This window comes from Pseudoxanthomonas sp. GM95 (assembly GCF_900109775.1).
Taxonomy (GTDB): domain Bacteria; phylum Pseudomonadota; class Gammaproteobacteria; order Xanthomonadales; family Xanthomonadaceae; genus Pseudoxanthomonas_A.
This window is the reverse complement of sequence record NZ_FOAX01000002.1, coordinates 1,562,959-1,570,858: the sequence shown is the minus strand read 5'-3', so window position 1 is coordinate 1,570,858 and position 7,900 is coordinate 1,562,959. Positions and strand designations below refer to the sequence as shown.

General features: G+C 63.5%; 10 protein-coding genes. 1 reads left to right on the top strand and 9 read right to left on the bottom strand.

Annotated elements, in window-relative coordinates:
• The 9 genes from BMZ17_RS14875 to BMZ17_RS14835 all read right to left on the bottom strand — a co-directional run.
• Window positions 1–572 (bottom strand): IS110 family transposase (locus tag BMZ17_RS14875; protein WP_175485604.1); only part of this gene is annotated, 572 nt, incomplete at its 3' end.
• A 342-nt stretch (window positions 573–914) separates the two neighbouring features.
• Window positions 915–1,487, bottom strand: a complete 573-nt coding sequence (locus BMZ17_RS14870) for a S26 family signal peptidase (RefSeq protein WP_093139476.1) — start codon at window positions 1,485–1,487, stop codon at window positions 915–917.
• Window positions 1,477–2,028, bottom strand: coding sequence for a DUF2840 domain-containing protein (locus BMZ17_RS14865; protein ID WP_093139473.1), 552 nt, complete (start codon window positions 2,026–2,028; stop codon window positions 1,477–1,479). The genes BMZ17_RS14870 and BMZ17_RS14865 overlap by 11 nt, the downstream gene beginning before the upstream one ends.
• Window positions 2,025–2,276 (bottom strand): chromosome partitioning protein ParB, encoded by a 252-nt coding sequence (locus BMZ17_RS14860; RefSeq protein ID WP_093139470.1) that lies wholly within the window; start codon window positions 2,274–2,276, stop codon window positions 2,025–2,027. Before BMZ17_RS14860 ends, BMZ17_RS14865 begins: the two co-directional genes overlap by 4 nt.
• Window positions 2,273–2,911 carry a ParA family partition ATPase gene (parA, locus tag BMZ17_RS14855; RefSeq protein ID WP_093139467.1) on the bottom strand — a complete coding sequence of 213 codons (639 nt, stop codon included), beginning with the start codon at window positions 2,909–2,911 and terminating at the stop codon, window positions 2,273–2,275. Before parA ends, BMZ17_RS14860 begins: the two co-directional genes overlap by 4 nt.
• A 274-nt stretch (window positions 2,912–3,185) precedes the next feature.
• On the bottom strand, window positions 3,186–4,016 hold the full coding sequence (locus BMZ17_RS14850) for a replication initiator protein A (RefSeq protein ID WP_093139464.1): 831 nt from the start codon (window positions 4,014–4,016) through the stop codon (window positions 3,186–3,188).
• Between the two features lie 8 nt (window positions 4,017–4,024).
• The gene (locus tag BMZ17_RS14845; protein ID WP_093139462.1) at window positions 4,025–4,309 is read right to left on the bottom strand and encodes a helix-turn-helix transcriptional regulator; all 285 of its coding nucleotides are present in this window, start codon (window positions 4,307–4,309) and stop codon (window positions 4,025–4,027) included.
• Between the two features lie 126 nt (window positions 4,310–4,435).
• A complete protein-coding gene (locus BMZ17_RS14840) occupies window positions 4,436–5,188 on the bottom strand; it encodes a DUF7011 domain-containing protein (RefSeq protein ID WP_093139459.1) in 753 nt (250 codons plus the stop codon).
• 711 nt (window positions 5,189–5,899) lie between these two features.
• Window positions 5,900–6,295 carry a hypothetical protein gene (locus BMZ17_RS14835; RefSeq protein WP_093139456.1) on the bottom strand — a complete coding sequence of 132 codons (396 nt, stop codon included), beginning with the start codon at window positions 6,293–6,295 and terminating at the stop codon, window positions 5,900–5,902.
• A gap of 227 nt (window positions 6,296–6,522) precedes the next feature.
• Between BMZ17_RS14835 and yjjJ the strand changes: the two genes are divergently transcribed.
• Complete coding sequence (yjjJ, locus tag BMZ17_RS14830; RefSeq protein ID WP_175485603.1) at window positions 6,523–7,896, top strand: type II toxin-antitoxin system HipA family toxin YjjJ; 1,374 nt, start codon at window positions 6,523–6,525, stop codon at window positions 7,894–7,896.
• Window positions 7,897–7,900 lie beyond the last annotated feature (4 nt).

Sequence of the window (7,900 nt, the reverse complement as noted above, 5' to 3'; positions counted from 1 at the left end):
GCATCGCGCACAGCCAAAAGCCTGATCGCCAGCTCCTGGATGACCACATCGGCGTCCTCGGTCAGGTGGCAAACGCGCCCAGCAAAGTTGCCGCGGCTGATGGGTCCGACTTTCAAACCGAAGCCGCGCAGCATGCCGCGGATCTCGTTCTCAGTGTCCACAAGCTTGCGGACGATGAGCTTTCGGACACCAAGGATGGAGCGCATGTGCTGCGCTTCGGCGCTCTTGACGTGCACGACCTTGAACCAGCCAAGGCGCATGAGTTGTGCAATCCCACGTGCATCGTTGCGATCGGTCTTGTTGCGCATAGTCGAAAGCGAGACGTGCGTGTGATGCGTCTCGATGACAACAATTTCAAAGCCCAGCTTCGTCAGCTCGGCCTGTAGCCAACCGCCGATCGCGCAAGCCTCAACCCCGAGCAGCCGAAGCTGCGGACGGAACGGCAAGAGCGCTGCAGCAATCGCGTCGGGCTCGCTGGCGGCCTTCTGTTCGCGTATCACCTGACCATCCTGATCAACAACGCAGATGGCGGTCTCGTTAAGCGACGCATCCAAACCTACATAGAGAGTCATGGCCGTGCTCCAAAAAGCATCAGTGGATACCCAGTAGACGCCTCGGGACAGGCAGACGCCACTGGATGCCTGGCAGGCCCGAAACAGTCCGAGCCTTTCGCCTTTGCTTCTGCCGCTGCCCTGCACCTCTGTCGATCCGGCGTTGCCAGGCGGCTGCCGGCGCGCAGCGATGCGATCCCCGGGATCGCTTCTGATGCGGGTTTGTGGCCGCAGCCACTCTGCACATGAGCCGGTGCCGCAATGCGTTGCCGCGTGCATCGGGCGAACACGTCACGTGCGACCGGGGCGTGCGCATGGGTGGTGTTCATTGGTCGCGGCCTGTCGTGCATGCGCGCGATGCGATCACTGCGCCTGTAGCCACAGCGGATGCGCCACGCCGATGACGGCCGAGACATCGACCGGCCCGAAATAGCGGCTGTCGAATGAAGCCGGATTGGCTGCACCGAGCAGGAACAACTCACCTGGTCGCAGGCGGCGACATTGTCGCCAGGCCTGCAGTGGCCGCCCCGCCCGGTCGGCGTCCAGCACCGTCGCCACCACCGCGCCATCGATGCGCACGGCCGGACCATCCATGCACACCTGCTGTGGCCAGCGTGCCGCCACCGGCTTGAGCAGCGGGACACGCGTGGGCAGATAGCCGCGTTGCCCGGCAAGCACTGCCGCAGCTGCCGGCATCCTGACCAGCACGATGCTGCCAACCGGCAACGCCGTTTGCAGGAGCTGAGCTGGATGTTCGAGCCTGTCCACGCGATACCAGCCGACCGCCACGCTGTTGGTCCGGTTGTAAGTCAGGCGCGGAAGCGGAGTCACAAACGATGCCCATGCCATTGCAGCAAGACCGAGCACCGTCGCGCAGGCAAGCCGGATGCGACCTCGCAATACCAACGTTGCAATGCGGGCAAGGTCATCGCGCATCCAACGCGCTCCTGGCCAACCAGGCTACATGTCGTTCGGGTGTGTACTCGGGCAAGGCCAGATTGCACTGGAGCCTGTTGCCCAGCACGCGCCAGTACGTCGGACTGACTGCTGGTGCGGCGATGGCACTGCCCTCGATCGCATCGATCTGGCCCAGGACCGATTTCACCGCCCTGGCACCCTCGGCACGCAGCAACAGGCGCGCACCAGGGCGCACGCCTTCGATGCGCTGGGCTGCATCCAGCGGCGTGCAGGCCTGCAGCACCAGCAGCTGCCAGCGCTCGGTGCCGTAGTCGTTGGCCTGCCAGTGGATCCGGCAGAAGACCTCACCGGGAACGAACACCGCAACGCGCCGCCAGCGATCCAGCCGGATCACCTTCAGTGCATTGCCAAAGCGCAGATAGCGATCCAATCGCGCAGGCACATGCCGCAGCCATGCGCGCGTTAGCTGCGAAGGCGCACTGCAGCCGGGCACGCTCGCCAGCGGCCGCGGCTGGAGCTCGGCAGTGGCGATGGGCCGGCGCGTGGCCGGCGCACTCATGGTGCACGTTCCGGGAACTGGTGCTCCAGCAGGTCGCGCAGGAGTTCGGCCACGGTCACGCCGGCAGTAAAGGCGATGACCTTGATCCGTGCGCGCATGGCCGGGCTGACATCCAGGGTCAGTCGCGCGGTGTAGAGCTCGCCTTTCCGGAGCGCTTGTGCATCGCCCTGGCAGACCCAGGCCTGGGCATGCGGATCAGCCGGTGGACGCACGCCAATGCCTGGGCGCCTGGTGCGCATGCCGGTCATGGCGACCACGCCAGCAGTTCATCGGCCAGTGCACGTATCTCGGCAGCGGCGACGCTGCCCGGGGCGCTCTCGCACGCAAGCCGTCCGGCGGCGACGCTGTCGGCGAACACCACCCGCTGGTGCAGCTCACAACGCAACGCTGGCAACGATTGCCCTGCAAGTGCCTCGCGCGCTTCGCGCCCGATGATGGTGCCGGTGATGCGCCGGTTGATCACAAAGGCCGCGCGCAGCGCAGGCCTGAAGGTGCGCGCTTCTTGGATCAGCGACACCATTTCCGCGCTGGCCCACAGGTCGTACGGACTTGGCTGGACCGGGACCAGCACCAGGTCTGCCGCCAGCAGCGCAGAGCGCGCCAGGGCAGCGATGCGCGGCGGCCCGTCGATGATCACGTGGTCCGCGCGGCGAGCCAGTTCCGGCGCCTCTTGGTGCAACGTCTCGCGTGCGAGTCCAACCGCACCGAACAGTCGTGGCAGCCCGAGCTGGCTCCGGCGCTGGGTCCAGTCCAGTGAGGAGCCCTGCGGATCGGCATCGAGCAGGAGGACGGTCTGGTCGCGACGGGAGAGCTCTCCGGCAATGTGGGTGGCCAGGGTGGTCTTGCCCACCCCACCCTTCTGGTTGAGCACGGCCACGATCATGCTGCGGCCCTTCCTGCCTGCCTGGCGCTGTAGTCGGACAACGCATCAGTTCCGGCGCAGTCATGCACCTGCCGGTGATCTGCCGTTGTCCACCGCAACAAAGCTCCAACAATGGTTAGGGCTTCTGGGTTAGGAGCGTTAGGCGATGGCCAAACCCGCGCCGTTACTGGCGCTGCGGCACACGCGTACTCCTGATGGCACGAGTGGGATGCGCCTGATGGCACGAGCCTGGTTGCGCCTGATAGCACGAGGCCGCTCACAGTCATCCACCGGCTTATCCCCGTGCCGTAGGCGGCACAGGCCAGAACGCCAGCCGTTCGGCGCCAGGGCCGATCCGCACCACAGCAAGCCGGTAACCCGGCAGCGATTGCCGTGCGACCAGGCCACGCAGGTCGAAAGCGAAGTCGGAGAACCTGGCGGTGCTTCCCGATTTGCGGTGCAGGTGGCGGAAATCGAACTGCCAGCCGCCGCGCTGCCTGCCGCCATGCTTGCGCACCAGCCTGTAGAGCCAGCGTTCGATCCCGCCGCTCAGCCGGAAATACGCCGGGTCGATGGTCAGCACCAGCGCCGCATCGAGCACCCCGGCAAAGAACCAGTCCGGCAGGATCAGCTCGATCCCCAGCGGCGTCCCGCGCGCATCGGCCAGCTCCTTCCATTCGTTGATCCACGAGAAGCGGTGCAGGCGCCTCCCGGTGGTTTCGCGGATCGAGGTGGCCACGGTGGTGGACTGCAACCGGTCCAGCGCAGCCTTGAGGCGCTGGTAATCGCGCAGCGATACCCCGCGCCCGATGAACCGCAGGATCTCGTAGGGCGTCGCATGCATCAGTCGCGAAGGATGTAGACCTTCGTCGCGGGCCTGGACGATCTGGCTGGCGGCCCAGATCAGCACGTCGGCATCCCAGATGGTGGCCATGCCGTGTTCGCGTGTGCCCTCCACCCGGATGGTGACGCTGGCGGTCCGAAAATCGATCGGCAGCGTCCTGCGTGACTTGGCCAGCGAGAAGAACGGAAAGGCCATCAGGTCCTGGCTGTCGCGTGGCGCCATGTTCCCAGGCAGCGCCTGGAACGGCTGCAACTGCTCGCGATCCGGCTGCGGATCGGGCATGGCATGCCTCAGCGCGCACGGCTGTCTGCCGCGTGCTGCTCGGCATACTCAGGATCGGAGGTTGCCTCGAAGCTGTGCAGGTCGGCCCACGCGTCCAGGTCGGCCACCGCGTACATGACGCGTCGTCCGAACTTGCGGAAGCGCGGGCCGCCTCCGATCACGCGCTGTTTCTCCAGCGTGCGCGGAGAAAGACGAAGATGCTGGGCTGCCTCATCGTTGTTGAGGTAGCGCTGCGGCTGCGGCGTTTTCGCGCTAGGCGCAGTGGCAGCGGGACGTAAGGGTGCAGGTCGCATAGGATCAACCTCCGTCGTGGATCGGCGCCTGCAGCACGGTTGCTGCCGGTCAGGTCCAGCCTCAGGACGGCAATTCGGACGAGAAAGGGATGTCTTGCACTTTCCTCCCAAGCGTCCCTGGCCTGCTTATTCTGTTCGCGCCAGTCGCCTGTAACCGCCGTCCATCAGTTCCCGACCGCGGCGCACCAGGCGGCGCACTCGTGCACGCAGATCGCTGTCGGCATGCCAACCGTCTGCAACGACCTGGCGACCAAAAAGCCCGATGGCGATCTCGCGCTGGGATGCGCCGGCAAGTACTGCATCGAGCGTTTGCAGAGTGAGCATCTCCAACAGCGCTGGCGCCGTCGGCCGGGGGCTGGCCAGCACCTGACGCACGTGCACGTTCACCGCATCGGGATCGGCCAGAGCCCGCGCGTGGCGAAGCAACAGAGAAACTGGCGCGTCCGCGTGCACGGCCAGAAGGTAAGCCGATCCATCGTTCAACTGCATGTCCAATTCCAATCGCCGGTGGCCGCCAGGCCAACGCGTGGTCAACTGCAGGCGCCTACCGTCGTGGAACAACTGCCTACGTCCAGGGATATCCCAAAACGAAAAGACCGCAGACTTTGATGCCGGGTCGTCATCGGCGAGGAGCCGCACGATGCCGACCTGACCGGGCAACCAGCTTGGCTGCGCCTCGCGCGCGTCCAGTGATGGGTCTTCCATCAATCTCAGGCCCCAGTCACCACCTGCTTCATGTAGGAAGCTGCGCTGTGCCCATGCACGGCGATACCCGGGATGCCGGCGAAGGTACTCCCAAGCAAGCGCTGGGCCATCCAGGTGCAGCATATACAGGTAGGCAGCAACCGGGTACCAGGCCTTGGGCTTGGGATCGGACATGAGATGAACCCGCTCGGACGGGAAGACTCGAAGGCGTTAGAGAGAGCAAGCAAGGCAAACGCGCTGCCCACAGGCTGGCGCTGTTCCGATAGGCAATCATGTGCATAACGATCAGACACGCGCTGACTTGCGTGACACCGCCGACCAAGACCGAACCGGTCTTCAGTTATCCCCAACAGTGTCCGTGCTGCGACAAGGCGCAATCAGCCAAGTCTTCTGATGTTGGGAGGCTCTACGGGAAGTGCTTTCTCCCAGATCCGTCGATCTGTAGAACCTCATTTGAACCTAAGCGTATTTGCACAAATCAGCAAATCTTCAGAACCGGATCCAAGAAAATTCGCAATCGTGCCTTTCAGGTTCAGTGCAATTGAACGTTTGCGAATCTGTGCATTTGCATATTTTTGCGCGTGTGCATTTGTGCAGATGCGCAAATCCGGCCAGCAGGACCCGGGGAAGGAACGCTACGATTACCTTGCCGATGCGCTATGTCCCAGACCTACAAGGGGCGTTGAAATGCTCTGGGCACCTGGCTCCAGCCGGAGAGCTCGGCTGCGGCTCTTGAATTTAGTATCCGGACGGCGCGCGGATCGCTTTCATCCTGCAGCTCGATGAAGCTTTGCGGGCCCAGGTTCTCCGGAAAAAAAGCCGCCAGAAAGTAACCAAGCGGATTCTTGGTGGACTTGTACTTGATAGCCTAGATACCAGCTTTGCCTAGGGCGCTGTTTGAAGCTGCACTTTGGAAGCCATCGCGCTGCGAATGGATTTGCGCAGTTTCTCATGTCGTCCCAGTCGCACCATGTCCCTGGGCGAGACGTCCCCCAACATCGGATTGGACGCACGGAACCACAAGGCCGTCTTTCCGACATCTCCATTAAAGACCTGGGCAACCAGATTGGCGATGCTGCCAATCTCTTCCAACCGGTCGCGAACAGCCCTAGGGATATGGTCGTCGTAACGCACCGACGCCGGGGCCACAGCCGAGATCCGAGAGACCTCCTTCTTGTCCAACTCCATCCATTCGGCAACTTTTCGCGCGTTAAAGGACGGGCCATAGCCGAATTCCAAGGCATCCATTTCGGGCACCGTGCTGAAAGGAGAAGGTTTCATAGACCACCAATGGGCGGGGATTCGGAATCTAGACCAAACATGCTAGATGCAAGTTAAAACCACAATGAAACCACGCTTTAACCAACGACGACTTGCCCCCCAGCAAACACATGATCTTTGTTTCAGCCGCTTCCTCGCGAAGCTACCGCAGGGGTGAACACCCCATATAAATCAATTACTTGTTTACTTTCACTTATTAACTGATCGTTTCAAACATCGTTTCAGCCATGGCTCGTCAACCCGACATTCTGGTCCTGATCAATGCCCTCCGCTTGAGCGGACCTATGGCTGCCAGGGCCCTCCTGACCAAGCTGCGAGTCAGCCGACCCGCCCTCTCGCGCTTAGTCTCGGCTGCCGGCGAGGCCGTGCTGCGCGCCGGCAAGGCCAGGTACACCCGTTACGCAGCCACTGGCGATGTGCGAGGCGAGCGATCCTGGCCCCTTTACCGGATCGACGGCGATGCCCGGGTCATCCCCATGGGCGAGATCCTCGCCCTGCACGGCGACCATTTCTTCGTGGCATTGGGCAAGCCCAATGAGGTCCTGCAGCATCGGCCGTTCGAGGACGGCATCTTCCCGGCATTGCCCTGGTATCTGGACGACCAGCGCCCGCAGGGCTTCCAGGGACGCAACCTGGCCCATCGCATTGCCGGTCCTTCAAAGCTTCCTTCGGACATCAAGTTCTGGTCGCCCAAGGACGCCATGGTGGCCCTGCTTTCCGAAGGTCACGACCAGCTCGGTGACCTGGTCATCGGTGAGGTCGCCCTACGTCGTGCCCTCGACTCCATTGGCGCGCCCCAGGCAGTCGAACCTGCCGGTCGCGGCCATGCGTACTTGGAGCGCGCCGAAGCGGCCCTGCGCGGTGAGCCGGTGGGCTCTTCGGCGGCAGGCGAGCAACCCAAGTTCACCGCGATCCTTCGCGAAGGAAAGTGCTTCCGCTCTGTGATCGTCAAGTTCAGCGACTCCATCTCGCAGGCTGCCGGCGCACGCTGGGCACAGATGCTGCGCATGGAGCAGCACGCGGCCGCTGTGCTCGCCCAGGCCGGCATCCCGGCTGCGCGCGCGGAAATCATCGAGGCAGGTGGAAGGGTCTTCCTTGAGTCCACACGCTTTGACCGGACCTCGTGCCTGGGACGCCGGGGCTTTGTCTCCCTGGCACCCCTGGCCCATGCGATGTACGGCCACGCCGACATCACCTGGCGCGACTTTGCCGTCGAGCTGGAGCGTGACGGATGGATCGACCAGGAAACTGCCAGCCGGATGCAGATCATCAGCTGGTTCGGCAACCAGATCGGCAATACGGACATGCACCTGGGCAACCTCGCCCTCAGCCTCGGCGACACCCTGCCGCTCAGCCTGGCACCGGTCTACGACATGCTCCCGATGGTCATGCGCCCTGGCTCCAATGGCGCGGTCATCCACCGCGATGTCGAATTCGCCATGCCCCGCCCCGGACAGTTCGAGCAATGGCGTCTGGCTGCGCCACTGGCGCTCAGTTTCTGGGAGCACGTGCTTGGCGATGAAGCGATTGACGACCAGGTAAGAGTGATCGCAACCAATGCGCACGACACGCTCACCACGCTCGTTGCCAGGATCGGCTGAGCAA